The following is a 23,109-nucleotide window of genomic DNA, read 5'->3' as shown; positions in this document are numbered from 1 at the left end:
TTATTCGGCGGTTTGCACCCGGATGCTGCCGCTGTCCGTACGCACCTTGATCGTGTCGTTCGTGCTGCCGGGCGAGTCCGGCGAATGGATCGAGCCCGAGTCCGAGCGAAGATCGTAGCGACCGGCGAAGGCCGCGGGCACTTCGACGCGAACGCTGCCGGAGTCGGTGGAGACGTCGGCGGAGGACGTGTCCGTCTTGGACAGCCGGACGCTGCCGGAATCGGTCTTGATCGAAGCCGACCCGGTCAAGGAGGCGATCCGGACCGAACCGGAGGCGGACGAGGTCGTCGTGTCGGCCGTCACGCCGTCCGCTTGAATGCTGCCCGAGTCGGTCTTCACCTTCAACTGCTCCGCCTGAACGGCGCTGAGCTTCACCGAACCGGAGTCGGCCTTGAGCTCGACCATGCCCGCATCGATGTTGGACGCCCGCAGCGAGCCGGAGTCCGAGCGGATCTCGACCTTCTGCGCTTGAGGGCCATCCACGGTCACGGAACCCGAATCCGACTTGACCGTAACTTCGTCCAGCTTGCCGGAACCGCTCAGCGCGACGACGATCGTCTGCTTGTGGCTCGCGAAGTCGAAGTCCATGTTAAACCATCTTCCCTTCGCATCCAGATCGAGCTTGAGTTTGCCGTCCTGCACGGTCACGTCGGACAGCCTATCGATGACCTCTTTCTCTTCTTTGCCGTTCAGCGTGACCGTGTTGCTGCCGTCCGCGCTCTCGACGAAGCGGACGTCCAGACTTTTTGCATCTCCGTCTATCTCCAGTGTCCGAAGTTCTCCTTCATCGAACGTCCAGGTTTGCGAGTGCGCCGTCAGCGGATCGGAAAAATGGAATTTGTAATAGGCCGCGCCGCCCAAGCCGATGAGGATAAGTCCGATTGCGATCGTTACCCAGGATACTTTTCTCATTATAAAGCCCTTCCTTTCCGAATGCGGCCGGACCAAGCCAGTGCGCCGGCCGTCCAGCGAATGCCTGCCTTGAAAGCGGCGACCGTACCGAGCGCGGCGAGCATGCCAAGGCCCGTCGCCGCCAAGCTGGCGAACAAGGTTGCCGGGTATCGTTCTCCGCTGAGCGCCCAGTCCAGCAGGACCGCCGCCGGAGCGGCGATAAGCGCGATATTGGCCGCGGCCAGGGCGGACATTACGGCCCAAAGCGCGAGCGCGAGCGGAATGGCGAAGATGCCGAGCAGCGAGAGCAGCGCGCCCGCCGCCGGGTTAGCCGATCTGTTTTCGTTCAATTTCGTTCCCCATTTCTAAGCGGTAAGCGGCCTGCATAATTCCAAGCCTGCCGCTTCATTATAAATTGAAGTGGGGCGCCGGGGAACAGACGCCGGTTGGAAGGCGGCTCCGTCCGAAGTCCAGGAAGAGACGGGAAGCGGACCGCCAGCACGAATGGGTTCGTTTGGAAGCCTTTTCGGCCGGGTAAAGGGAAGGGCAAGCGTGAAGCGGCAGCTTGAAAGTTGAATCGAAGCCGTCCTGCGCAGGAGAAAATTTAAAATAGGCGGTTTTTGACTATATTTTGTCACAATTTTGTGATAGAATGTTCACAGATAGCGTTTCCAGTGAAGGGAGCTGTTCACGAATGAGAAAAGACATGACGATCGCGTTAAAATGGACGGCGGCGGTTATTATTGCATTCGGCGTCATTTGCAGCGCATTGAATATGAACGAATTTAACGACGGCAACCTTGGATTGATGATCGGCATCGGCTTCCTCGTAGGCGGCCTGCAGATTCTGCTGTTCGGCGTCGCCGCGCCGCTGATGATGAAGAAGTCGGATCTTGAGCCGGAAGGCCTCGACAAGGTCGAAGACCTCGCCTGATTGGCGCCGCCGGAAGCGCCCGATTCGCCAAAGACTGCCTGCGCAGAGAGACTTCTCCGCGCGAGGCAGTTTTTTTGTTGCATTTGTTTGAACAAAGGTCGAATTGGTGAACAATTTATTGCTAAATATCAAACAAACATTGACGCATTTGTTAACAGCAGCGCCGTGGCCGCCGGATTTTGATATGTTAATGACATAGCGCGGAGCTCTGACGAGAGCAGCCGCAGGCCCGGCGCCAAGCCGCAATCAAGGAGTGTGAGCAAATGAAGTACAAAGGGTGGTTCCTGCGGGCGGCAGCCTTCCTGCCGCTGGCGCTGATGACGTTCCTGCTGTCGGGCTGCGCCGACGTCGTCGTCCTTGATCCCAAGGGGGAGATCGGCAAGCATCAGCTTGATCTCATCTATATTACGACGGGGCTATGCCTCATTATTATCGTGCCCGTCCTTATTCTGACGTTCTGGATCGCCTGGAAGTACCGGGCGAAGAGCAAAAAGAAGGAAGCTTACCAGCCGGAATGGGATCACAGCACGAAGCTTGAGACCATCTGGTGGGGCATCCCGATCCTGATCATCCTGCTGATCGCGATCGTCACCGTGCAATACAGCTACAAGCTGGAGCCGTCCAAGGCGATCGCTTCGGACAACAAGCCGATCACGATCCAGGTCGTGGCGCTGGATTGGAAGTGGCTCTTCCTTTATCCGGAGCAAGGCATCGCTACGGTCAACTACGTGCAGTTCCCGGAGAAGGTTCCAGTTCAATTCCAACTGACGGCCGACGCGCCGATGAACTCGTTCTGGATCCCGCAGCTCGGCGGACAGATCTATACGATGTCGGGCATGGCGATGAAGCTGCATCTGATCGCGGACGAGCCGGGCGATTACTTCGGTACGGGCGCGAACTTCAGCGGCGAATACTTCGGCAAGATGACCTTCAACGCGAAGGCGACGTCGCAAGCCGACTTCGACAAGTGGGTGCAGGACGTCAAGCAGTCGTACCCGGCGATGAGCCAGGACGGCTACAACGAGCTCGCGCAGCCGGAGACTTCGCTGGTGCGTTCGTTCTCCGCCTTCCCGAACGGCCTGTTCGACAATATCGTCAACAAGTATGTCGTGGACGGCTCGGGCCATCATCACGGCGGAGGCGAAGCGGCTCCGCTCAAAGACAGTGCGGCCGCAAGCGGCCAGGCTGCGAACGGCGAGCCGGACATGAGCGGCATGGATATGTCCGACACGGACGTTAGCGGCGCCGCGCATCAACATTAAGGAGGGGACCCGATTGAAGATTACCAAGCTATCCGATTTCTTCGTGACGGGGGACCCGCTCATCTACGGCGCCGACGTCGCGATCGGACTGACGATGGTCGCCATCGTCGTCGCGCTCACCGCGTTCAAGCGCTGGGGTTGGCTGTGGCGCGAATGGCTGACGACCGTCGATCACAAGCGGATCGGCATCATGTACGTCATCGCCTCGCTACTCATGCTGTTCCGCGGGGGCGTCGACGCCTTGCTCATGCGGACGCAGCTGGCGCTGCCAGACAGCATGGAGTTTCTGAAGCCCGATCACTATAACGATATTTTCACCACGCACGGCGTCATCATGATTCTGTTCATGGCAATGCCACTCATGTTCGGCCTGTTTAACCTGACCGTGCCGCTACAGATCGGCGCACGCGACGTCGCGTTTCCGCTGCTGAACTCCCTCAGCTTCTGGCTGTTTTTTATGGGCGCGATGCTGTTCAACGTCTCGTTCGTCATCGGCGGCTCGCCGGAGGCCGGATGGCTGGCTTATCCGCCGCTCTCCGAGAAGATGTTCAGTCCGGGCGTCGGTCAGGACTTCTATATCTGGGGCATTCAGATCTCGGGTATCGGCTCGCTGATGACCGGCATCAACTTTATCGTCACGATTCTGAAGATGCGCGCGCCGGGCATGAAGCTCATGAAGATGCCGATGTTCACCTGGTCGGTCCTCTCGAGCTGTCTGACGATCATCCTGGCGTTCCCGATTCTGACGGTGACGCTGGCGCTCCTTTTCATCGACCGTTACTTCGGCGCCCACTTCTTCACGCTCGACATGGGCGGCAATCCGATGATGTATATCAACCTCATCTGGATGTGGGGGCACCCTGAAGTTTACATCGTCGTGCTGCCGGCATTCGGCATATTCTCCGAGATCGTGGCCACCTTCTCCAAGAAGCGGCTGTTCGGCTACGGCTCGATGGTGTTCGCGCTGATGAGCATCAGCATCTTCTCGTTCTTCACCTGGGCTCACCACTTCTTCACGATGGGCTCCGGTGCCAACGTCAACGCGTTTTTCGCCGTCACCACGATGATCATCGCGATACCGACGGGGGTCAAGGTGTTCAACTGGCTGTTTACGATGTACAAGGGGAAAATTACGTTCGAGCTGCCGATGCTCTGGACGATGGCCTTCATTCCTTGCTTCGTCGTAGGCGGTATGACCGGCGTCATGCTGTCGGTCGCGCCGGCCGACTTCCAGTTCCACAACAGCTACTTCCTGATTGCGCACTTCCACCAGGTGCTCATCGGGGGCGTCGTGTTCGGCTACTTCGCGGGTCTGTATTATTGGTGGCCGAAGGTGTTCGGCTTCAAGCTGAACGACAAGCTTGGAAAATGGGCGTTCTGGCTGTGGAACATCGGCTTCTACGTTTGCTTCATGCCGCAGTACGTGCTCGGCCTCATGGGCATGACGCGCCGCGTCAGCTCGTACAGCTGGGACACCGGCTGGTGGAGCTGGAACTTCGTCTCCACGATCGGCGGCTTCCTCATGGGGATCGGCTTCCTGTTCCAGGTATGGCAGATTCTGCACAGCATCAAGTTCATGGAGCGCGTCAAGGGCGATCCGTGGGGCGGACGCACGCTCGAATGGTCGATTCCTTCGCCGGCGCCGTTCTACAACTTCGCGATCACGCCGAAGGTCGAAGGCAGAGACGACTGGTGGCGCCGCAAAGAGCTGGCCGCCAAGGGCGTTCAGGATCCGCCGCCGAAGTACGAGCCGATTCACATGCCGAAGAACTCTGGCACGCCGATCGTCATGTCGCTCTTCTGGTTCATCCTCGGCTTCGGGTTCGTCTTCGACTGGCTGTGGCTGATCGTGCCGGGCGCGATCGGCATCGCGGCTACGATGCTGTATCACTCGTTTAACTACGACACGGATTATTACGTAACGGTCGACGAGATTAAGAAGACCGAAGCGAAAGCGGGGAGGGTTGTCTAATGGCGAATGTCGCGGCTAATCATTCATCGCACGACCACGATCACGGCCATGACGGCCATCACGACCTCGAAGCGCTTCGGACGATGGGCTTCTGGATTTTCATCATTACCGACTGTATTATCTTCGGCACGCTGTTCGCGACGTATGCCGTGCTCATGAACAACACGGCGGGCGGTCCGACCGGCGCCGAGCTGTTCGAGATGCCGGGCGTCATCGCCGAGACGTTTATCCTGCTGACCAGCAGCTTCACCAGCGGTCTGGCCGTGTTGTCCATGAACCGGGGCGACAAGAAGGGCCTGATCGGCTGGCTGATCGTCACCGCGCTGCTGGGCGCATCGTTTATCACGCTCGAAGTGACCGAGTTCCTCAAGATGATCGACGAGGGCGCCAAGATCTCGACCAGCGCCTTCCTGTCCGCCTTCTATACGCTTGTCGGCACGCACGGCATCCACGTCTCCATCGGCCTCATCTGGATGGTCGCGCTCATGCTGCAAGTGGCGAAGCGCGGCATTACGCCGGTGACCAAGCGCAAGATCGGCAACATCAGCTTGTACTCACACTTTCTCGACGTCCGCTGCATCTTCCGCTTCACCATCGTGTACATGATGGGGGTGAGGTAAGATGGCGCAGCATCATGACACGCACGCTTCGCACGGCGCCGACGCGCACGAGTCTCACGGCTCGCTCAAATCCTACGTGCTCGGCTTCGTTCTGTCGCTCATTCTGACGGCGATCCCGCTGATCCTCGTGCTGAACGACATCGTAACCGGCAACGCCGCCGACGTCGTCCTGCTCGTGACGGCCGTCCTGCAGTTCGTCGTGCAGCTGTTCTTCTTCATGCACTTGAAGGAAGAGAAAAAGCCGCGCTACAACCTGATGACGCTGCTGCTCGGTCTCGTCATCGTCCTGACGATCGTCGCCGGCTCCATCTGGATCATGAAGTACAATATGGTGGCACATTGATTTTTCCGCGGAATATGCGGTGTGTTGAATGAAACGAGAGAGCAGCCCGACGGGCTGCTCTCTTTTTTGAATTGATCAGAAAGGGGGAGCGTGCTGTAAGCGAGAAATGCGCGGTTGCAACAGCGCCGCGGGCGGCGGAGCGTGCTGCAAGCGAGAAAAGCACGGTTGCAGGAGCAGGCCGCTGCTGTAAGCGAGAAAAGCAACGTTACAGGGGCGCCGTGGGCGGCGGAGCGTGCTGCAAGCGGGAAAAGCGCGGTTGCAGGAGCGGGGCCCGACCGTCAGGGTGGCCTGATGCCCAATGTGCCTTCTACAGGAACGTACTTTTTCGCTCATAAGCCTCTTCTTATTCGCCTTCGTTCCACGGGTTCATATGCACGAGCACCTCGACGACGTCGGGGTCGCTGTCCATGATGCAGCGCTTGAGCGCCCGACCGATGTCGTGGCCTTGCTGGATTGTATAGTGACTCGGTATGCCGACGCGAACGTCGACGATGATGTAGTGGCCGTGCTCGCGGGCGCGAACTCGGTCGATGCGCTTGATCTCGGGCTCGCCGGCGATCAGCTTCTCGTACTGCGCGAGCTTGACTGGCGATACGTTGCGCTCCATCAGGATGTCGATGGCGTCGGTGCCCATCTCGTAGGCCAGCTTAAGCACGAGCAGCGATACGACGATGCCCGCTACGGGGTCGCCGTAGGCGGCCCAGGACCAGTCGAGACGCTCGCCGATATAAGCGAGACCGATCCCGATTACCGCGGCTAACGAGGCATAAACATCGGCCAGATGATCGTAGGCGGTGGCGAGCACGCTCTTGCTGTTGACGGCCCGGCCGACCCGGATCGTGTATAGGTACAGAGCTTGTTTCCAGACGAGCGATACGACGGCGGCGGCGAGCGGCAGCAGGCTCTCGCTCGCCGGCGGCTCGCGGAGCGTCAGGACCGCATGATAACCGATCCAGAGCGCGGCGATCGCCAGGATGATGGCGACGAGCGCGGAGGCGACGACTTCGGCTTTGCCGTGGCCGTAAGGGTGCTCGTCGTCCGCCGGCTTCTTGGACACCATGGACGAGGTCAGCGCGGCTATGGTGGCGATGATGTCTCCGGCGTTGTGAATGCCGTCGGCCACGAGCACCGGACTCGCGAAGAGCAGGCCGACGACGATCTTTAGAATGGTGAGCGCGATGTTGCTGACAAGGCTGATCCAGATGGACCGCAGCCCTGCGTTTGCTTTAGAGGTCAAAGGTGGTGGCTCCTTTTGCCAATCATTGTTCCGATATTCTATCATAGCGCCGAGCGGGATGCCTAATTCGGAAAATGAAGCTGATATCGGAGGGGAGCGAGCGAATCCGATGAGAAAAAGAAAGAGCCGCAGCTGCGCGCAGTAGGTGAGATCTTCGACTGGCAGTCTTTTTAAATATGTTCGTGTCAGGTTTGCGTTATATGAAACGAATAAGTGCATATATTGTTCGGGTTTTGATTCGTGAGTTTGCACTTTGAGTCCCTTTAGTTGTATAAAATCCCCTCATTTATGACGTTTTGAGATATATACGCGTCATATTATTCGTTAAAATTGTTTCTTTTATGTAAAAAATATTGACATGTCATACGCGCGGGCATATGATTCTTGTAACAATGGTTGCCGACAGGCAGCACGCCTATCGCCGGACCCCGCCCGAAGGGAGGAATGGCTCTTCTCCTCCGCGTTCCGCGCGGAGAGGAGCCGCAGTCATGGAATTATGGAACGCGATCACCTCGCTGTCGCCTCCGGCCTCCAAGTTTTACGACGAGATGTTCGAAGGAACGCAGGTCAGGGCCCATTACGAAAAAGTTCAAGCCATTCTCTCGCGCCTCAGCATCGACGAGCGTGCGGCCAGGCAGCGACAGATGAACCGCCGGCTGCTGGAGGAGGGCATCACCTTCACCTTGTCGCAGCCCGGCCAGTCCGAGGCGCTGGAGCGCACGATTCCGTTCGATCTCGTGCCCCGCATCATTCCGGGCGCCGAGTGGGAGACGATCGAGCGCGGCGTCTCGCAGCGCGTGCGCGCGCTGAACGCGTTCGTCAAGGACGTCTACCACGAGCAGCATATTTTCCAGGACGGACTGATTCCCAGGCGCATGGTGCTCGGCAACCGCTACTTCAGAGGCGAGATGATGCGTCTGTCCGTGCCGGGCGGCGCTTACGTAACGGCTTCGGGCATCGACCTGATCCGCGACGAGAAGGGCGATTACTTCGTGCTGGAGGACAATTTACGCTCGCCTTCGGGGTTCTCTTACATTTTCAAGGGCCGATCGATTATGACCCACGACTTCCCGGAGCTGTACTTCTCGCACGCCGTCCGCGGCATCGACCGTACGCTCGACGCCTTCCGGTCCTCCCTGCGGGCCATGGCCCAGACCGACAAGAGCGATCCCGTCATCGCGCTGCTGACGCCAGGCAGCTTCAACTCGGCGTATTTCGAGCATGCGTTTCTGGCGCAGCAGATGGGCACCGAGCTGGTGGAAGGGCGCGACCTCGTGTGCGAGGACCACAAGATTTATATCCGCAGCTCGCGCCGCAAGAGACGGGTGGACGTCCTGTACCGGCGAATTGACGACGACTTTCTAGACCCGCTCGCCTTCCGGCCGGATTCGATGCTCGGCGTCGCCGGCTTGATGAACGCTTACCGCTTCGGCAACATCGCGATCGCGAACGCGCCTGGCACGGGCGTGGCCGACGACAAGGCGATCTATACCTTCGTGCCGGACATGATTCGCTATTATCTGAACGAGACGCCGATCCTTTCCAACGTACCAACGTACCTCATGAGTCGCCCTGAGGAAAGGGAATACGTGCTGCAGCGGCTGGACGAGATGGTCGTCAAGGAGACGTCGCTGTCGGGCGGCTACGGCATGCTGATCGGTCCCTCGTCCACCGAGGGAGAGCGCGCGGCGTTCGCGCAGAAGATTATAGCCGATCCCGACAACTATATCGCGCAGCCGACGATCAAGCTGTCCACCGCGCCGGTCTGCGTGGACGGACGCCTCGTATCGCGGCATATCGATCTTCGCGTATTCGCGCTCATGAACGGCCAGCGCGTGCATGTGCTGCCCGGCGGGCTTACCCGTGTCGCCATGAAGGAAGGTTCGCTGGTCGTCAATTCGTCCCAGGGGGGCGGCTGCAAGGATACTTGGGTATTAGCTTGATCGTTGACGAGGAGGGAACGCTATGCTGGACCGCATCGCGGAATCGTTGTTCTGGATCGGACGCTATACGGAGAGGGCGGAAAACCACGCGCGGCTCATCGACGTGTACTACCATCTCCGGGAGGATGAGCAGGGGCCGGATGAGCAGGTGTGGCGCCGAATCGTAGGCGCGATCGGAGATATCTCGGCTTACGAGGAAAAGCACGCCGCCTACGGAGAGCGCGACGTCATCCACTTCCTGACGCTGGACGCGACGCAAGCCAACTCGCTCGTCGTCTGCGTCGCCCAGGCGCGGGACAACCTGAGGAAGATTCGGGATCGGCTCCCGTCCGAGCTGTGGAATCTGTTGAACGGCTTCTACCTGTGGCTGAAAAGCTGCGATACGGCCGAGGTGTTGGGCGATTCGCCTCACCGGTTCTACCAGCGCATCAAGGAGGGCCTGGCGGCGTTCCAGGGGACGGCGGTGTCGATCGCGCTGCGCGACGACGCGTACAGCATGATGGAGAGCGGCAGGCACCTGGAACGCTCCGAAAATATCGTTCGGCTGCTTCAATCCGTCCTGAGGTATACCGCCGAGACGGGAAGCTCCTCCTACGCCTACCTGATGGCCGTGCTCAAGTCGGTCGGCGGATACGAAGCCTTCCGCAGGCTGGGCATCGAGGAGCTGAGCATGGAGGAGGTGGCGGCGTTTCTGCTGGCGCAAGAGCAGTTCCCGCGCTCGGTCCACTATGCGCTCGCGAGCTTCTCGGATCACCTCAAGACGCTCCGGGCCGGCGCGAGCCGTTCGGGCTCCGGTCTGGACCGGATCGTCCGGACCGCCGACAAGGCGCGCTCCGAGCTGGGCTGGCTCGAGCGTCCGGACATTAACGCCGAATCGCTGGACGCCGTTCTGCAGCAGCTGCTCGCTACGAACAGGCAGCTCGGAGAAGCGATGGCGAAGGTGTTTTTTTCCCCCGGACGGGAGGTCACGGCATGAAGTTGGACATTACCCACGTCACGACCTACCGGTACGGCTCGCCGGTGACGGACAGTGTCAATGAGCTGCGTCTCGCCCCTCGGACCGACGAGCGCCAGGCCTGCTACCAGCACCGCCTGATCATCGAGCCCAACGTCTCGTTGATGTCGTACGAGGATTACTTCGGCAATCGCGTGCACGCCTTCACGGCCAACCATCCGCACCGGGAGCTCGTCATCACCTCCCAGTCGACGGTCGTTACCCGCGATTCGGAGATGAAGCGCAAGCCCGAGACCGAGCCGTCCGAGTCTTGGGCGCGTCTGCGAACTGACTCATTCCGCGATGCCAACGCGGAGTACCTGCTGCCGACGCCGTTCGCAACCTTTCATCCGACGGTCGCCGGCTATGCGAAGGACGCGTCATGCGAAGCCGGGAAGGTCGGCGTGTTCGACTTCGTCCAGTGCGCGTCTGCCCGCATCTTCGGCGACTTCGATTACAAGCCGCTGTCGACGGCGGTCCACACGACGGCGGACGAGATGATCGCGATAGGCTCGGGCGTCTGCCAGGACTTCGCGCATCTGCTGCTCGCGATCTGCCGCATGCGGGGCGTGCCCGCGCGGTACGTGAGCGGGTATCACTTCGTCGGCGACCTCCAGGGGCGCAATGCGGACTTCGAGCAGGCATCCCACGCTTGGGTCGAGGTGTACGTGCCCGGCATGGGCTGGCAGGGCTTCGACCCGACCAACAACGGACTCGTCGACTGGCGGTACGTCAAGCTGGCGCACGGCCGCGACTACCTGGACATCGTGCCGGTCAAAGGCGTGTACCGGGGCACCGGCGAGCAGACGCTGACGGTGAGCGTGGACGTGCAGTTGGCGGGATAGCGCGGACGAAGTCTTGTATGTGAGGAAACGGCAAGTTTGAGATGAGCGGATTGAGCATGACGAAGCGAAAAGTTGTCCGGAAGTCGCGGGAGTTGCGGCGGAGGGGCAGCTTTTTTGCTGCGAGAGTGGATCGCTTGTTGAATAGCAGGGGATGGAGCCGGGGGCGGGCTGTGGGGTCGGATCGCCTGTAGGATAGCAGGCGATGGAGCCGGGGGCGGGTTGTGGGGTCGGATCGCCTGCTGGATAGCAGGGGATGGAGCCGGGGGCGGGCTGTGGGGTCGGATCGCTTGCTGAATAGCAGGGGATGAGGCGAATAGCCATTGTTTTGATTTTTAATGTTCGGTTTTGGTTGCGTTTTAAATATAGATTATTATAAAATAACATAAAAAATCGCTTTTTAACGTACAATACGGGAGATTCCGATTGACATGTACGCCTAGGGTGAGTAAACTAACTGACGGGGTGCGGGAACGCTCTAGCGGCTAAACGGCTGCAGCTCCGCTCGCCCGATCCGCAAGACAACGCAAATACCTAACCGCCAACAGGCATCCACAATACGCGCATTCGTATATCTCCGGCGATAAGGGCCGGTGGTCTCTACCGGGAACCGTGAATTCCCGACTACGAAGGAGCGGAGGCAACTCCGTATCTTTTGGCGGTCGGGAATTTTTCATTTTCGGGAGGCGGAAAAAATGACGAACATCTATGACGTCATCGTCGTCGGCGCAGGACCGGCGGGTATATTCGCGTGCTACGAGCTCTATCGCAAGTCCCCGCATCTCAAGGTGCTGCTGCTGGATAAAGGCCACGAGATCCATCGCCGCCGCTGCCCCATTCTCGAGGAGAAGATCCAGCTCTGCCCTCCGCCCGCCGGGAAAAAAGAATTCGCCGGCTGCCTGCCGGCCTGCTCGATCACGGCGGGCTTCGGCGGCGCGGGCGCGTACAGCGACGGCAAATTCAACATTACGACCGAGTTCGGGGGGGGCTGACGGATTATTTGCCGGCGTCGCAGGTGCTCGGCCTCATCAAGTACGTAGACGAAGTCAACCTCGCGCACGGCGCGACGCATACGATCACCGATCCGACGACGGACGTCGTCAAGAGCATCGAACAGCGCGCTTATGCCGCGGGACTCAAGCTGCTGCGCGCGCAGGTTAGGCATCTCGGCACCGAGCAGAATCTGGAGATTCTCAAGTCGATCGCAGTTTATTTGTCTGACAAAATCGAGATGCGATTCAAGACGGAGGTTGCGGACCTGATCACCGTGAAGGAGGGCGGGGGACACCGGGTGACGGGCGTCTCCCTCAAAGGCGGCGAAGAGCTGGCGGCGGACACGGTCGTGATCGCTCCGGGTCGGGACGGATCCGCCTGGCTGACGGAGGTGCTGAAGAAGCGGCGCATCAAGATGCATAGCAACCAGGTCGATGTCGGCGTACGCGTCGAGACATCGGACGTGGTCATGCGCGAGATCAACGAGCATCTGTATGAGGGGAAATTCGTATACAACACCTCGGTGGGCACGCGCGTCCGCACGTTCTGCAGCAATCCATCGGGTCACGTCGTCGTCGAAAACCACAGCGGCGTCATGGCCGCCAACGGCCACGCCTATAAGGATCCCGCCCTGGGCTCGTCCAATACGAACTTCGCGCTGCTCGTTTCGCACAAGTTCACCGAACCGTTCGACAAGCCGAACGAATACGCGCGCGAGATTTGCGAGCGGGCGAACGATCTGTCCGGCGGCGGCGTCATCGTGCAGAAGTACGGAGACATTTTGCGGGGGCGTCGCTCGACGGCTGCGCGGATCAAGGAGGGCTTCCTGGAGCCGACGCTGAAGGAGGCCGTGCCGGGAGATTTGGGCCTCGTGCTGCCTTACAACACGATGAAAAGCCTGATCGAGATGGTAGAGGCGCTGGATAAGGTCACGCCGGGTCTCGCGTCCGAGCACACCTTGTTCTACGGCGTCGAGGCGAAGTTCTACTCCGCGCGTCCGCAGCTGACGGACCGGCTCGAGACCGAGATATCCGGCTTGTACTGCGGCGGCGACGGCGCGGGCATCACGCGTGGGCTCGCGCAAGCCGGCGCGGCAGGGGTGTGGATCGCACGGGCGGTCGCACAACGACTGGGCGGCAAACGAGGTGCGGCTGTCGGACCGGCATTAGAGGGTATTGGGGCTGAAGTGTGAACGACGATCGATAGTTGGCGGGATGCGCGGTCGAGGGCGGCTGAAGTATGAACGACGATCGATAGTTGGTGGGATGTGCTGCCGAGAGCGGTTGAAGTATGAACGACGATCGATAGTTGAATTGGTGTGCTGCCGAGAATAGCTGAAGTGTGAACGACGATCGACAGTTGGCGGGATGTGCGGCTGAAAGCTGCTGCCGGTGGGTCCGGCTATCCCTTAAAGCAGGGTCAGGAGTGTCAAGCCCGACAGGAGCGCGGATACGATCAGCAGGACGGCGATCGGGCGCACGGCGTGCCGGAGCGCGAGAACATTCACGTTAAGACCCATGCCGGCCATCGCGATCGTCAGCAGGATGGTCGTCAGCGTCGAAATGCCGGCCATTGCACGGGGAGGAAGCGGCCATCCGGCTGCTGCCAGGCCCGAACCGAGCAGGCTCATGACCAGGAAGCCAATTAAAAACCAGGGGAACGAAGCTGCGGCGCCCGCCGCAGCTTCTTTTTCGCTCGCCGGCTGACGCCGGGCGAGGCGGCTGTTGCGCCAGTGAAGCGCCAGGCAGAGCGGCACCAGCAGAAACACGCGGGCGAGCTTCGCCAGCATGCCGCTCTCGAGCGCGTCGGGGCCGCCTGCCGATGCGGCCATGGCGACATGTGCGATCTCGTGCAGCGTCAAGCCGGTCCACAGGCCGTAGGCAGGCCCGCTCAGCGGCAGGACGTCCGCCAACAGCATTGAGGCGATCGCAGCCGCCGTGCCAACGATCGCGATCAATCCCGCTGCGGTTGCGGTGCGATCTTCCCTGGCCGCGACCAGCGGCGACACGGCGGCGATCGCGGCCGCGCCGCAAATGCCCGTGCCTACGGCCAGGAGCAGCGTCAATTGCCGGTCGGCCTTCAGCACGCGGCCCAGCGCGAGCCCGGCTGCCATCGAGAAGGCCAGCGTGCCGACGCTTCTCGTCAGGAGCGGCAAGCCTTGTTGAAGCACGGCGTCCAGCGGCAGCTTCAAGCCGAACAAAACAATCGCTGCGCGGAGCACCTTGGTCGTGCCGAAGCGTACGCCGGGCGCCCATGCCTGCGAATAGCCGAACAGCCGGCGAAAAGCGACCGCTGCCAGCAGCGTGCAGGCCATCGGGCCGAACAGGCCGAGGCCGGGGATGCGCGCGAGCTGCCAGCCGAGCAGAGCCAACGCCGCAGCGAGAGCAAGGCCAGGCGCGTATCCGGCAAAACGCGTCATGCGCGTGCGCAAGAGGTGCCCGGGCCGCTGTAATGGTCGTATTGGAGCGATGTTCATGCGAGTCATCTCCTCATCGTCTCTCGTCTCTTGCTCGAACTGTTTTTGTTAGTGCAAGCATAGCTCGCTTTATTCTATAAGTGAAATGAATTATTCTTATTCTAAGAATAAGTAATTACTTATGGAAAGCGGAGGATGAATCGCTTGGATATTGCGCTGCAGGTATTCGTCGTCGCTGCCGAGTTGAGGAATTTTTCCCGCGCGGCCGAGCGTCTCCACATGACCCAGCCCGCCGTTAGCCAGCACATCCGCGCGCTCGAGACCGCGCTGGGCGCCCGCCTGCTGGATCGCAGCAGCAAATCGGTCTCGCTAACGCGCGCGGGCGAGATCGTGCTCGGGCACGCTAGGGAGATCGGCATGCTGTACGAGCGGATGCAGGAGATGGTCGACGAGCTCTCGGGCAGCGTACGCGGCCCGCTGGCGATCGGCGCCAGCTATACGTTCGGCGAGTATGTGCTGCCCCGTATATTGGGCGATTTGATGCGGGTCTATCCCGACATCAAGCCGTCCATTGCGATTGCGAACACGGCGGAGATCGCGGAGCGTCTGCGTAGGCGGGAGCTCGACGTCTGCGTCGTCGAAGGCGAAGAGATCGGGCCTGGTCTTGAGAGCAGGCGGATCGCGGGAGATGAGATGGTGCTGGTCGCGGGAGCTGATCATGAGTTGGCGGGGCGGGCTGCAGTAGAGGCGGGAAGGCTGCAAGAGGAAGTCTGGCTCGTAAGAGAGCGGGGCTCGGGGACGCGGGCGGCGACCGAGCAGATGTTCGAGGCGTGGGGCATTCGCCCGCCACAAATGATGGAGCTGGGCAGTACGCAGTTGGTCAAGGAAATGGCGGAGGCTGGGCTCGGCGTGACGCTGCAGTCTCGCTGGTCGCTGCGCAAGGAGCTGGAGAGCGGCGCGCTGAAGACGATTCCGGCGCCGGGCTTGCCTTTTAAAAGAAGCTTCTACGTCCTGCTGCGGAAGGGAGAAGTGCGGACGCGCACGCTGGAGGCTTTTCTGGCGCAGTTGGAGGAGACGACGCGGCGGCTAATGGAGCGGAACGGGATCGACGCGCGAGACCTCGGCTGATCGGCGGATCGGATGGGCGTTAAGGGGCCCTTGGCCGCCGCTTGCTTCGGTCTCGCGCGAACGGCGCGACTTATTTCCCGCTCTGCTCCGCGATTTTCCCGAACGCCTTGACGAATTCGGCGGCCGGATAGGCGCCGGACAAGCCGTACTTGCCGTTCAGCACAAAGAAGGGAACGCCCGAGATGCCCATGGCAGAGGCGCGTTCCAGATCCTCTTGGACCTCCTCGGCGCCGCGTCCTTCGTCCAGCGCGGTCTCAAGCGGGAAGGTCTCGAGGCCCAGATCCGCCGCGATCTCGAGCAGCACTTCGCGCTTCGCGATATCTCTGCCGTATTCGAAGTAAGCCATCATCACGGCGTCGATCCACGCTTCCTGCCGGTCTGCGGGCAAGATCGCGGTCAGGCGATGCGCCAGCACCGTATTCGGCATCCGCGTCACCCGGTCGAACCGGAACGGCACGCCGACTGCCGCGCCGGCGTCGGTGACGCGCTGCAGCATCTCCTCGATGCGGTGCTCGCCGCCCATCTTGTGCGCCATCGAAGCGCGGAAGGGCAGCCCTTCGGGAGGCAGCGAATGATCCAGAAGAAAGGCATGATAGCTGACCGTGACGTCCTCTCCGGACTCTGCGACCCACTGTTCGATCGCGTCGGTCACGTTCTTTTTGCCGATTCTGCACCACGGGCAGACCATGTCTGAGTAAATGTCGATATGCATGAGCGTAAGCTCCTCGTCTCTATGATGTTGGGCGGGCGCAAGGCTTCGCCGACACTTTGAGTATGCCAGATCGAACGGTCGCGATCAACGTGCGGCTCTTGCTCATCCATGGTAACATGGCTTAAGATCGGCGCGAAAAGGAGTGACGGAAATGGGCTGGACGAAGGCATCGGCCGTGGAGCTGCTGAACGGCGAACGGATGCCCCGGCTGGGGCTGGGCGTATGGCGGGCCAAGTCGGGCACGGAGACGGAAAACGCGGTAAAGGCCGCGCTGGGGGCGGGGTACCGCGCGATCGATACCGCGTCGCTGTACGGCAACGAAGCGGACGTAGGCCGGGCGATCCGCGATTCGGGCATCGCGAGGGACAAGCTGTTCGTCACGTCCAAGGTATGGAACGACGAGCAGGGCTACGACGAGACGCTGCGCGCCTTTTACAGGAGCAAGGATCGGCTCGGGATCGGCGCGGTCGATCTTTATCTGGTGCATTGGCCCGTTCCCGGCAAATACAAGGATACGTACAGGGCGCTGGAGCGGTTGTACGATGAAGGCGAAGTGCGCGCCATCGGCGTCAGCAACTTCAAGATCCATCATCTCGAGGATCTGATGGGCGTCTGCCGGATCAAGCCGATGGTCAACCAGGTGGTGCTGCACCCGCTGTTGACGCAGAAGCCCTTGCTTGCCTTTCTGCGGCGCGAAGGCATTCAGCCGGAGGCGTGGCGACCGCTCATGCAAGGACGGCTGGACCTCCCGCTGCTCGCCGAGCTGGCGGGCAAGTACGGCAAGACACCGGCGCAAATCGTCATTCGCTGGCATCTGCAGCAGGAGATCGTCGTCATTCCCAAATCGGTGCAGACGCGCCGGATCGAGGAGAACGCTGACGTGTTCGACTTCGCGCTGACCGATGAAGATATGGCTCGGATCGACGGACTGAACGAGGATCGCCGCTTCGGCATGGATCCGGATCTGGTCGGCGGCGCTTGAAGGCGAACAACGCCCGGAATAGGGCGAGTGCGCGGGCGGCATGCTAAGCCTTAATCGTATTGCCGTGCCCCTTGACAGCTTCAACTGTAACTGTTAATATTACAGTAACCCGCCGGGAAAGGGGGCGCCGCATTTGAACAGCGAATTTATTATCGCCGTGCACAGTCTGGTCCTGCTCGCGCACAAGCCGGACGGCATGGCGTCGAGCGAAGAGATCGCGGCCAACGTCTGCACGCATCCGGCGAGGGTGCGGAAGGTGCTCGGTTTCTTGCGTAAAAGCGGCTATGTAACGACGCGCGAAGGCTCGGGCGGCGGTTACAGGCTCTGCATCGACCCTTCGGACATGACGCTGGCGGATATTTACCGCACGATGGCGGCCGGCGCGATCAAGCCGAACTGGTGCAGCGGCAATCCGGACATGGACTGCATGGTCGGCTCCAATATGCAGGAAGTAATGAACGACGTGTTCTGCGGCGCCGAGAGGCAGCTCGAGAACTACTTCCAGGGCATCACGATCGGCCAGATGCTGTCGCGCATCAAGGCGTGTCAGAAGACGTAGCCGGGGGTAAGGTTCGTTGTGCGCTCCGCGCGCGGGGAAGGCAGCAGTCGCAGGATGGAGCGGACCGGAGCGATCGCGCTTCGCCGTCCGATCATCATATAGGAACGATATACCCTTTTCATTAAACCTTTGAAGGAGTGGATTACGATGGCCGTAGTCGTAACGAAAGACAACTTTAACGAGACCGTCAGCGAAGGCGTGTCTCTGCTTGATTTCTGGGCGCCGTGGTGCGGACCTTGCAAAATGCAGCTCCCGATCGTCGAAGAGCTGTCGTCCGAGCTTCAAGGCACGGCGACGATCGCCAAGGTGAACGTCGACGAGCAGCCTGAGCTGGCTTCCCAATTCGGCGTCATGAGCATCCCGACCCTGATCCTGTTCAAGGACGGCCAACCGGTCGACAAGCTGGTCGGTCTGCAAAGCAAGGATTCCCTGAAGGCCAAGATTCAAAACCAGCTCTAATCGAGCTGCTGCACGAACAAGCACCGCGTCCGAGGACGCGGTGCTTTGTTTTTTACCGAATCAGACAGAAAATCGACGATAGGCGGGAAGGCAAGCGGATGGGTGCAAAATAGGAACTGCGGGCAGCCGTTGCATGCAAGTCTCACAGAGGTCACGGTGAACGGGCGCCGGGTATCGGACTCGGGGGACGCTATTTCGTAAAAATCGGTCCGGATGGCGAGCGTTGCGGACTGACGGGACGTTATTTACTCGGATCAAGGCTAAACAAAGCCAGCAAACCCGCAATAACGGCCCCTGGGTCCGCGGACGGGCTGCAAATAGGGATTGGAGCAACAATAACGGCTCCTCAGTCCGTCAACTTGCCCGGCGCATGAGTTAGAAGGGCCGGAGCTGCACGGATGATCAAATCGTCCACTGCGCATGCGTCAGGGCGACGAGCCGCCAATCGCTGCCGTCTTGCACGAACGTCAGGATCAAGCTTTCCCAATCCATGCCGTCCGCGGAATCGTCGAAGCCCGGGAAGTGGAACTCCACGAAGGACGAGCCGGGGTACTTATCCTGTCCGTTGTAAACGGTGTTGCCTTGGCCGACAAGCTTGTTCGCGGAGATCGACGGGGCGGTATCGAAGTCCTTGTCGTACACGAACTTGTCGAAGTAATCGCGGAACGACAGCTCGATCGGGTCGCCGCTGCCGTCTGCGGTGCCCCATTTGATCTTGTCCTGGCTCTTGAAGGAAGGCAGGGCGTCCGGCTTGAAAATTTGATCTGCTTCCGTCATCGCGGCGTAAGGAGAGAAGCGCAGGCCGAGCTTCGGGTCGATCCACGAGGAGAGCCGCTTCAAGTCGCGATCTCGGAGCGCCTCCACGACGTCCTTGGCCGCGGCGGACAGCGCCTTTTGGGAATCGGTCGGCGCGGCTGAGACGGTGGAAGGGGCTGTCGCCGAGGCGCTCTCCGGCGGTGTCGAGTCGGTATGGGTAGCGACTGCAGTGACGGTAGCCGGCGGCGTTGCGGCGTTGCGATCTTCGTTGCCGCCGCCGCATCCGGCTAGCAGCGCAACCGCGAGCAGCGCGGCCAAGTATGGGAGCATCCTGGGTTTCATGATGTAACAACCTCCTAGAAGAGTGGCGGAATTTAGCTCTTTTTTAACTTTCGAAAAGGTTAGACGCAAAATGTCGCCGGATGTTCCGGTGCGCCGAAAAGGATTCTGAGAAATGGCGCGCGCGCAAGCAGGCACATCCAGGGAGGTTGGCGGCTTGACCGTCGTAAGACTTCTGTAATTATCTTTTAATGGTTTATTCGAAAATCGGTTAGCGGTTCGTTAGTCCTGGACGGTACCTTGAGACTATAACGTGTCAGGGAGGGATTTATCGTGAAACCATCGGGGCTGCGAAAATCGGGAAAGGCGTTCGGCCTGCTGCTGTCGGCCGTCGCGCTGTCGGCCGCTTTGGCGGGATGCGGAACGGACAAGGCGAACGACAATCCGCCTATGCCGTCGGCGAGCATGAAGGACGGCGGCACGATGTCGCCGGAGGCGAGCATGAAGGACGGCGGCACGATGTCGCCGGAGGCGAGCATGAAGGACGGCGGCACGATGTCGCCGGAGGCAAGCATGAAGGACGGCGGCATGATGTCGCCGGAGGCAAGCATGAAGAACGGGGACATGGGAGAGAAGTAAGCGCAACAATTGAACCGCCCGGCTGTGCTATAATTTGGGTATTCGGATGAAGGGGAGATCGGGATGGCTGCAACGGTGCTGGTCGCGGACGATGAGCGGGATATTACCGACGTCTGCCGAAGATACCTGGAGCGCGAAGGGTTCGAGGTGCTCGTCGCGGACGACGGCGATCAGGCGCTGCGCCTCTGGCGATCGGAGCGTCCCGACCTGCACGTGCTCGATCTGATGATGCCGGGCGTATCGGGCTGGGACGTCTGCACCGCCGTTCGCGACGAAGAGGACGTGCCGATCATCATGCTGACCGCCAGAGGCGAGGAGAGCGATCGGCTGCTCGGCTTGACGCTTGGCGCGGACGACTACCTGACCAGGCCGTTCAGCCCTCGGGAGTTTGATGACTGCGTTCGCAATATTTTGCGCAGGGCTGCGTCTTCCGCCACACCCGCAGACAAGCCGGCGCAGCCGGAAGCGGGCCTTCATTTCGAAGGCCTTTCCCTTTATCCGGCCCAGCGTAAGGTGAAAGCGGGCGGTCGGGACGTGGAGCTCACGGCCACCGAGTTCGATCTTCTGGAATGGTTCGCGCGCCATCCGGGCCAGGTTTTTTCGAGAAGCCAGCTGCTGAGCCGGGTGTGGGACATCGCCTTCGAAGGCGATTCGACCACGGTCACCGTGCACATGCGCAGGCTGAGGGAGAAGATCGAGCCGAACCCGTCCAAGCCGACATGGCTCAAAACGGTTTGGGGCATCGGCTACCGGTTCGAAGGACAGCCCGCCGAATGAGAGGCCGGACGGTAAGGCTGCGCACCTATCTTCTTTTATCCAATGCCGTCAGTTTGATCGTTATTTTGGCCGTCTTGTTCTATTGCTATAGCCGCATGCTGCTCAGCGCGCCGACGTTCGTCTGGCTGGGCGGCGCCACGCTGCTGGCCGGCGGCTTGTCGTTCGTCCTTCACTTCGTGCTGGTCATGCCGCTTGCCCGCGCGGCGAACCGGATCGGCGAGGCGTCCGGCAAGATCGCTTCGGGAGAGCTCGGCACGGAGGTGCCTATCGTGGGACCCGCCGAGTTCCGACTGTTGGCGGAGCGATTCAACGCGATGAGCCGTCAGCTTAAGACCAGCTTTGAAAATGTGACGAGGTCCGAGTCCTCGCGCAGGGAGCTCGTGGCGAACGTCGCGCACGACCTGCGCACGCCGCTCGCGCTGCTGCAGTCTCACTCCGAGGCGCTGCTGGACGGGGTCGTCGAGGACGAGACCGCGCGCGGCGATTACCTGCAAGTGATCCGCAAGGAATCGATACGGCTCGGGCGCCTGGTTCAGGATCTGTTCGACCTGTCGAAGCTGGATGCCGGCGCGGATCCTTTCGAGCCTCGGCCGGCGGCGCTTGAAGACGTGCTGATCGACACGTTAAACGTATACAGGCCGAAGCTGGAGGAGAAAAATCTGGAGGTTGTCGTCAAGCTTCCCGAACCGTCCCCGGTCGTGTGGGGCGTCGAAAGCGAGCTGCGCCGGATCGCGGCTAACCTGCTCGACAACGCGATTCGGCATTCTCCGAACGGAGGATGCATCGAATGGCGGGCTGCGATTGAGGACGGCGGCATGGTGTCGATCTCGCTCAGGGATGAAGGGGACGGCGTGCCGGAGGGCGAGCGGGAACGGATTTTCGAGCGGTTTTACCGGTCGGATCGGAGCAGGCGGCGAGAGGGAGGCGGCGCCGGCCTCGGGCTCTCGATCGCCAAGTCGCTGATGGAGCGGCACGGCGGCGAGATCGGCGTGACGCCGGTGGGAGAGGGAGGAAGCGAATTCCGGTTTACGCTGAGGTTGGCCGCCGTCGGAAGCGGCGCGGCTGTCGGACGGAGGAGGGACGCAGAAGATGAAGGATCGTAAACGGGCGGGCTTCGGCAAGCAGCTGGCGGAGCTGCACCGCTGGAATGCATGGCTGGTCGTCGCGCTGGCGGTCAGCGGGTTGCTCTTGTCCTGGGGCGCGGCGAGAGGATGGCTTGGCGAAGGGCGCGTGTGGATCAAGCAATTGCACATCTACATCGGTCTCATTACCGGCATCGTGCTCGTTCTGTATGCGCCGCTGCTCAAGCGGCATCTCAAGCAGCTCCGGGGCAGACCGGGACAGCGAGGCAATCTGGCGTTCGTCGTCTTCCTGCTGCTCGGCTGGCTGGCGTCGGGCATCGTGCTATGGCAGCTCCGCCATCTGCCGCCGCGCTGGGCGACAAACGCGCTCGTCGTTCACGATCTGCTGACGTGGGTGGGCTTGCCGTATGCCGCTTATCATTCGATCACCCGGATGCGTTGGGCCAAAAAGCCGCAGCGGCGAGCCGTTCGCACGGACGATGGCGCGGGAACCGCAGGCGGAACGAGCGCGCATCGCCCGTCCCCCGGCGGACTGCATCCGGCCGCGAGTCCACAGCCCTGGATGACGCGCCGGCAGTTCATTCGGAGCGCCGTCGGCGTGGCGCTGGCCGCCGCGGTGCTGCCGTCCTTTTTCCGCTGGATGGGCAGCAGTCTGAGTCTGAACTCCGGCACGGGCAACATCGCCGCGGACGAGACGGACGCGAACCGCATGCTCCCGGCGCCCCAGCCGCTGCCGGACTCGGCCAACGTCATCGGCGGCGGCGCCAAGGGCAGCTTCCGCCTTTATACGGTGACACCGCTCCCGCACTTCGACTCGGACAGCTGGCGCTTTACGATCGACGGTCTGGTCGACAAGCCCGCGACTTGGACGTGGGAGCAGTTTCTGGCGATCAAGCGCAAGGTGCAGGTTAGCGACTTCCACTGCGTCACCGGCTGGTCGGTGTACGGCAACACGTGGGAAGGCATCCCGCTCGCGCAGCTGCTGGATGCCGCGGGCGTGCGGACGAACGCGCAGTTCGTGAAGTTCTACTCTGGAGACGGCGTATACACCGACGCGTTGTCCCTTGAGCAAGCGCGGATGAAGGACGTCCTGGTCGCCGTGCTCCACGACGGCAAGCCGATCCACCGCGACTACGGCGGTCCGGTCCGTCTGATCGTGCCGGGCATGTACGCGTACAAGTCGGTCAAATGGCTGGACCGGATCGAACTGATCGACCGCCCTCACATCGGATACTGGGAGGAGCGGGGCTACGACAACGACGCATGGGTGAAGGCCTGACGGCCCTCAC

At 61.0% G+C, this 23,109-nt stretch carries 22 protein-coding genes, 1 pseudogene and 1 riboswitch; of the genes and pseudogenes, 17 read left to right on the top strand and 6 right to left on the bottom strand.

Annotated features, from left to right (window positions below):
* Together KVT38_RS07850 and KVT38_RS07845 are read right to left on the bottom strand one after the other, a co-directional pair.
* The gene (locus KVT38_RS07850) at positions 1 to 912 is read right to left on the bottom strand and encodes a DUF4097 family beta strand repeat-containing protein (protein WP_217593130.1); all 912 of its coding nucleotides are present in this window, start codon (positions 910 to 912) and stop codon (positions 1 to 3) included.
* A complete protein-coding gene (locus KVT38_RS07845) occupies positions 912 to 1,241 on the bottom strand; it encodes an HAAS domain-containing protein (protein ID WP_217593129.1) in 330 nt (109 codons plus the stop codon). The genes KVT38_RS07850 and KVT38_RS07845 overlap by 1 nt, the downstream gene beginning before the upstream one ends.
* Positions 1,242 to 1,585: 344 nt before the next feature.
* Here KVT38_RS07845 and KVT38_RS07840 point away from each other — a divergent pair, with 344 nt between their 5' ends.
* From KVT38_RS07840 to cyoD, 5 genes are all read left to right on the top strand, one after another.
* Positions 1,586 to 1,825: a hypothetical protein gene (locus tag KVT38_RS07840; RefSeq protein ID WP_090116116.1), complete on the top strand. Its 240-nt coding sequence runs from the start codon at positions 1,586 to 1,588 to the stop codon at positions 1,823 to 1,825.
* Positions 1,826 to 2,088: 263 nt separating this feature from the next.
* Positions 2,089 to 3,087, top strand: a complete 999-nt coding sequence (cyoA, locus tag KVT38_RS07835; protein WP_217593128.1) for a ubiquinol oxidase subunit II — start codon at positions 2,089 to 2,091, stop codon at positions 3,085 to 3,087.
* Between the two features lie 13 nt (positions 3,088 to 3,100).
* A complete protein-coding gene (locus tag KVT38_RS07830) occupies positions 3,101 to 5,059 on the top strand; it encodes a cbb3-type cytochrome c oxidase subunit I (RefSeq protein WP_217593127.1) in 1,959 nt (652 codons plus the stop codon).
* Positions 5,059 to 5,679, top strand: a complete 621-nt coding sequence (gene cyoC / locus KVT38_RS07825) for a cytochrome o ubiquinol oxidase subunit III (RefSeq protein WP_217593126.1) — start codon at positions 5,059 to 5,061, stop codon at positions 5,677 to 5,679. Before KVT38_RS07830 ends, cyoC begins: the two co-directional genes overlap by 1 nt.
* 1 nt (position 5,680) lies before the next feature.
* On the top strand, positions 5,681 to 6,022 hold the full coding sequence (gene cyoD, locus KVT38_RS07820) for a cytochrome o ubiquinol oxidase subunit IV (protein WP_217593125.1): 342 nt from the start codon (positions 5,681 to 5,683) through the stop codon (positions 6,020 to 6,022).
* 343 nt (positions 6,023 to 6,365) lie between these two features.
* On the opposite strand, the gene KVT38_RS07815 is transcribed toward cyoD, so the two are convergent.
* Positions 6,366 to 7,259 carry a cation diffusion facilitator family transporter gene (locus KVT38_RS07815; RefSeq protein WP_254639067.1) on the bottom strand — a complete coding sequence of 298 codons (894 nt, stop codon included), beginning with the start codon at positions 7,257 to 7,259 and terminating at the stop codon, positions 6,366 to 6,368.
* 488 nt (positions 7,260 to 7,747) lie between these two features.
* On the opposite strand from KVT38_RS07815, the gene KVT38_RS07810 reads away from it, so the two are divergent.
* The 4 genes and pseudogenes from KVT38_RS07810 to KVT38_RS07795 all read left to right on the top strand — a co-directional run bounded on the left by KVT38_RS07810 (position 7,748) and on the right by KVT38_RS07795 (position 13,223).
* Positions 7,748 to 9,202, top strand: a complete 1,455-nt coding sequence (locus KVT38_RS07810) for a circularly permuted type 2 ATP-grasp protein (protein WP_217593123.1) — start codon at positions 7,748 to 7,750, stop codon at positions 9,200 to 9,202.
* A 22-nt stretch (positions 9,203 to 9,224) separates the two neighbouring features.
* Complete coding sequence (locus KVT38_RS07805; protein ID WP_217593122.1) at positions 9,225 to 10,178, top strand: alpha-E domain-containing protein; 954 nt, start codon at positions 9,225 to 9,227, stop codon at positions 10,176 to 10,178.
* On the top strand, positions 10,175 to 11,041 hold the full coding sequence (locus KVT38_RS07800; RefSeq protein ID WP_217593121.1) for a transglutaminase family protein: 867 nt from the start codon (positions 10,175 to 10,177) through the stop codon (positions 11,039 to 11,041). The genes KVT38_RS07805 and KVT38_RS07800 overlap by 4 nt, the downstream gene beginning before the upstream one ends.
* Before the next feature lie 544 nt (positions 11,042 to 11,585).
* A riboswitch (purine riboswitch) is annotated at positions 11,586 to 11,685 on the top strand.
* A gap of 48 nt (positions 11,686 to 11,733) precedes the next feature.
* Positions 11,734 to 13,223 (top strand): annotated as a pseudogene (locus tag KVT38_RS07795) (NAD(P)/FAD-dependent oxidoreductase).
* Positions 13,224 to 13,439: 216 nt separating this feature from the next.
* Here the strand turns inward: KVT38_RS07795 and KVT38_RS07790 are convergent.
* Positions 13,440 to 14,507 (bottom strand): YeiH family protein, encoded by a 1,068-nt coding sequence (locus KVT38_RS07790; protein WP_217593120.1) that lies wholly within the window; start codon positions 14,505 to 14,507, stop codon positions 13,440 to 13,442.
* Positions 14,508 to 14,642: 135 nt separating this feature from the next.
* Here KVT38_RS07790 and KVT38_RS07785 point away from each other — a divergent pair, with 135 nt between their 5' ends.
* A complete protein-coding gene (locus tag KVT38_RS07785) occupies positions 14,643 to 15,575 on the top strand; it encodes a LysR family transcriptional regulator (RefSeq protein WP_254639066.1) in 933 nt (310 codons plus the stop codon).
* Between the two features lie 70 nt (positions 15,576 to 15,645).
* On the opposite strand, the gene KVT38_RS07780 is transcribed toward KVT38_RS07785, so the two are convergent.
* The gene (locus KVT38_RS07780; protein ID WP_217593119.1) at positions 15,646 to 16,287 is read right to left on the bottom strand and encodes a DsbA family oxidoreductase; all 642 of its coding nucleotides are present in this window, start codon (positions 16,285 to 16,287) and stop codon (positions 15,646 to 15,648) included.
* 151 nt (positions 16,288 to 16,438) lie between these two features.
* On the opposite strand from KVT38_RS07780, the gene KVT38_RS07775 reads away from it, so the two are divergent.
* From KVT38_RS07775 to trxA, 3 genes are all read left to right on the top strand, one after another.
* Positions 16,439 to 17,269 (top strand): aldo/keto reductase, encoded by an 831-nt coding sequence (locus KVT38_RS07775; RefSeq protein ID WP_217593118.1) that lies wholly within the window; start codon positions 16,439 to 16,441, stop codon positions 17,267 to 17,269.
* A gap of 133 nt (positions 17,270 to 17,402) precedes the next feature.
* A complete protein-coding gene (locus KVT38_RS07770; protein ID WP_217593117.1) occupies positions 17,403 to 17,828 on the top strand; it encodes an RrF2 family transcriptional regulator in 426 nt (141 codons plus the stop codon).
* Between the two features lie 147 nt (positions 17,829 to 17,975).
* Positions 17,976 to 18,287, top strand: coding sequence for a thioredoxin (gene trxA / locus KVT38_RS07765; protein WP_090116128.1), 312 nt, complete (start codon positions 17,976 to 17,978; stop codon positions 18,285 to 18,287).
* A gap of 402 nt (positions 18,288 to 18,689) precedes the next feature.
* Here trxA and KVT38_RS07760 read toward each other — a convergent pair whose 3' ends face one another.
* Positions 18,690 to 19,385 (bottom strand): hypothetical protein, encoded by a 696-nt coding sequence (locus KVT38_RS07760; RefSeq protein ID WP_217593116.1) that lies wholly within the window; start codon positions 19,383 to 19,385, stop codon positions 18,690 to 18,692.
* Positions 19,386 to 19,655: 270 nt separating this feature from the next.
* On the opposite strand from KVT38_RS07760, the gene KVT38_RS07755 reads away from it, so the two are divergent.
* From KVT38_RS07755 to KVT38_RS07740, 4 genes are all read left to right on the top strand, one after another.
* Entirely contained in the window at positions 19,656 to 19,961 is a 306-nt protein-coding gene (locus KVT38_RS07755) for a hypothetical protein (RefSeq protein ID WP_217593115.1), read from the top strand.
* 63 nt (positions 19,962 to 20,024) lie between these two features.
* A complete protein-coding gene (locus tag KVT38_RS07750; RefSeq protein WP_217593114.1) occupies positions 20,025 to 20,738 on the top strand; it encodes a response regulator transcription factor in 714 nt (237 codons plus the stop codon).
* Positions 20,735 to 21,841 (top strand): sensor histidine kinase, encoded by a 1,107-nt coding sequence (locus KVT38_RS07745; protein WP_217593113.1) that lies wholly within the window; start codon positions 20,735 to 20,737, stop codon positions 21,839 to 21,841. Before KVT38_RS07750 ends, KVT38_RS07745 begins: the two co-directional genes overlap by 4 nt.
* A complete protein-coding gene (locus KVT38_RS07740; protein ID WP_217593112.1) occupies positions 21,828 to 23,099 on the top strand; it encodes a molybdopterin-dependent oxidoreductase in 1,272 nt (423 codons plus the stop codon). The genes KVT38_RS07745 and KVT38_RS07740 overlap by 14 nt, the downstream gene beginning before the upstream one ends.
* Positions 23,100 to 23,109: the final 10 nt, after the last annotated feature.

The sequence above is a fragment of the Cohnella sp. GbtcB17 genome, assembly GCF_019091135.1.
Lineage (GTDB): Bacteria > Bacillota > Bacilli > Paenibacillales > Paenibacillaceae > Cohnella.
Note: the sequence above shows the minus strand (reverse complement) of the source record. Positions and strands in the feature narration are given on the sequence as shown.

Bases quoted from the DNA above. Each gene is read 5' to 3' on its own strand.
- cyoA (WP_217593128.1), top strand. From the start codon at position 2,089: ATGAAGTACAAAGGGTGGTTCCTGCGGGCGGCAGCCTTCCTGCCGCTG.
- KVT38_RS07810 (WP_217593123.1), top strand. From the start codon at position 7,748: ATGGAATTATGGAACGCGATCACCTCGCTGTCGCCTCCGGCCTCCAAG.
- KVT38_RS07790 (WP_217593120.1), bottom strand. From the start codon at position 14,507: ATGAACATCGCTCCAATACGACCATTACAGCGGCCCGGGCACCTCTTG.
- KVT38_RS07745 (WP_217593113.1), top strand. From the start codon at position 20,735: ATGAGAGGCCGGACGGTAAGGCTGCGCACCTATCTTCTTTTATCCAAT.
- trxA (WP_090116128.1), top strand. From the start codon at position 17,976: ATGGCCGTAGTCGTAACGAAAGACAACTTTAACGAGACCGTCAGCGAA.
- KVT38_RS07840 (WP_090116116.1), top strand. From the start codon at position 1,586: ATGAGAAAAGACATGACGATCGCGTTAAAATGGACGGCGGCGGTTATT.
- KVT38_RS07780 (WP_217593119.1), bottom strand. From the start codon at position 16,287: ATGCATATCGACATTTACTCAGACATGGTCTGCCCGTGGTGCAGAATC.
- KVT38_RS07775 (WP_217593118.1), top strand. From the start codon at position 16,439: ATGGGCTGGACGAAGGCATCGGCCGTGGAGCTGCTGAACGGCGAACGG.
- KVT38_RS07800 (WP_217593121.1), top strand. From the start codon at position 10,175: ATGAAGTTGGACATTACCCACGTCACGACCTACCGGTACGGCTCGCCG.
- KVT38_RS07760 (WP_217593116.1), bottom strand. From the start codon at position 19,385: ATGAAACCCAGGATGCTCCCATACTTGGCCGCGCTGCTCGCGGTTGCG.
- KVT38_RS07805 (WP_217593122.1), top strand. From the start codon at position 9,225: ATGCTGGACCGCATCGCGGAATCGTTGTTCTGGATCGGACGCTATACG.
- KVT38_RS07750 (WP_217593114.1), top strand. From the start codon at position 20,025: ATGGCTGCAACGGTGCTGGTCGCGGACGATGAGCGGGATATTACCGAC.
- cyoD (WP_217593125.1), top strand. From the start codon at position 5,681: ATGGCGCAGCATCATGACACGCACGCTTCGCACGGCGCCGACGCGCAC.
- KVT38_RS07785 (WP_254639066.1), top strand. From the start codon at position 14,643: ATGAATCGCTTGGATATTGCGCTGCAGGTATTCGTCGTCGCTGCCGAG.
- KVT38_RS07850 (WP_217593130.1), bottom strand. From the start codon at position 912: ATGAGAAAAGTATCCTGGGTAACGATCGCAATCGGACTTATCCTCATC.
- cyoC (WP_217593126.1), top strand. From the start codon at position 5,059: ATGGCGAATGTCGCGGCTAATCATTCATCGCACGACCACGATCACGGC.
- KVT38_RS07740 (WP_217593112.1), top strand. From the start codon at position 21,828: ATGAAGGATCGTAAACGGGCGGGCTTCGGCAAGCAGCTGGCGGAGCTG.